Genomic DNA, 1,891 nt, shown 5'->3' on the forward strand with positions numbered 1-1,891 from the left:
ATCTCGTTGATGATGGCCACGTGCTTGGGCTTGCGGCCTTCGAACAGCTCTTCCACGCGGGGAAGACCCTGAGTGATATCTTCGGCGCTGGCAACACCGCCGGTGTGGAAGGTACGCATGGTCAGCTGGGTGCCGGGCTCGCCGATGGACTGGGCGGCGATGATACCCACGGCCTCGCCCACGGTGACGGCCTTGCCGTTGGCCAGGGAGGCGCCGTAGCACTTGCGGCAGACGCCGTTCTTGGCGCGGCAGTTCAGCACGGAACGAATCTTGATGCGCTCGGTGCCTCGGCTGGTAATCAGCTCGGCGTCGGCGTCGTCCATCAGCTTATCCTTGGAGACCAGCACGTTGCCGTCCTCGTCGCAGTAGTCCTCCACCAGGTACCGGCCAATGAGACGCTCCTTCAAGGGCTCGATGGACTCGGGGCCGGAGGTGATTTCAAAGACCTCCAGGCCATCGGTGGTGCCGCAGTCGTCCTCCAGGATGATGACTTCCTGGGAGACGTCCACCAGGCGGCGGGTCAGGTAACCGGAGTCTGCGGTACGCAGGGCGGTATCGGCCAAGCCCTTCCGGGCGCCTCGGGAGGAGATGAAGTATTCCAAGATGTTCAAGCCCTCGCGGTAGTTGGCGCGGATGGGGATTTCAATGGTCTTACCAGAGGTGTTGGCAATCAGGCCGCGCATACCGGCCAGCTGGCGAATCTGGGACATGGAGCCTCGGGCGCCGGAGTCGGCCATCATGTAGATGGGGTTGTAGCGGTCCAGGCCCTTCTGCAGGGCGTCGGTGACGTCGTTGGTGGCTTTTTCCCAGGTGCGCAGCACAGCGTTGTAGCGCTCGGAATCGGACAGGAAGCCCTCGGCGTACTCCACGCGGATTTCATCGATTTCCTTCTCCGCGGCGGCCAAAATGTCCTTCTTGGCGGCGGGGATGGTGGCGTCGCTGACAGCCACGGTGATGCCGCTGATGGTGGAGTACTTGTAGCCCTGGGCCTTGATTTCGTCCAGCACCTCGGCGGTGTGCTCGGTGCCGTGGACCTTGATGCAGCGGTCGATGATGTTGCCCAGCTGCTTCTTGCCCACCAGGAAGTCCACTTCAAACTTCAAGGCCTCCTCGGGGGTGGAGCGGTCCACATAGCCCAGGTCCTGGGGGATGGGCCGGTTGAAAATCATGCGGCCCATGGTGGTGTCCACCAGGCCGGTGACAGGGGTGCCGTTGAAGTCCACGGTGCGGCGGACGCGAATCTTGGAGTGCAGGGTGATGTCATGGGCGTCGTAAGCCATCATGGCCTCGTCCATATTCCGGAACACCTTGCCCTCGCCCGGCTCGCCGTCCTTGTCCAAGGTCAGGTAGTAGGAGCCCAGCACCATGTCCTGGGTGGGCACAGTGACGGGGCGGCCGTCGGAGGGCTTCAGCAGGTTGTTGGCGGCCAGCATCAGGAAGCGGGCCTCTGCCTGGGCCTCGGCGCTCAGGGGCACGTGGACGGCCATCTGGTCGCCGTCAAAGTCGGCGTTGTAAGCGGTACACACCAGGGGGTGCAGCTTCAGGGCGCGGCCCTCTACCAGCACGGGCTCGAAGGCCTGGATGCCCAAACGGTGCAAAGTAGGCGCGCGGTTCAGCAGAACGGGGTGGTTCTTGATGACCACTTCCAGGGCGTCCCACACCTTGGGCTTGGCGCGCTCCACGGACTTGCGGGCGGCCTTGATGTTGCCCACGGCGCCGGTCTCCACCAGGCGCTTCATGACAAAGGGCTTGAACAGCTCCAAGGCCATCTCCTTGGGCAGGCCGCACTGGTACATCTTCAGCTCGGGGCCCACCACGATAACGGAACGGCCGGAGTAGTCCACGCGCTTGCCCAGCAGGTTCTGGCGGAAGCGGCCCTGCTTGCCCTTGA

The 1,891-nt window shown here is 63.7% G+C and carries 1 pseudogene; it reads right to left on the reverse strand.

The features are described from left to right. Positions 1-1,891 (reverse strand): annotated as a pseudogene (locus tag QZ378_RS12840) (DNA-directed RNA polymerase subunit beta'); the annotation flags it as partial.

This window comes from Flavonifractor sp. (genome assembly GCF_019422385.1).
In the GTDB taxonomy this organism is placed as follows: Bacteria; Bacillota; Clostridia; order Oscillospirales; family Oscillospiraceae; genus Flavonifractor; species Flavonifractor avistercoris.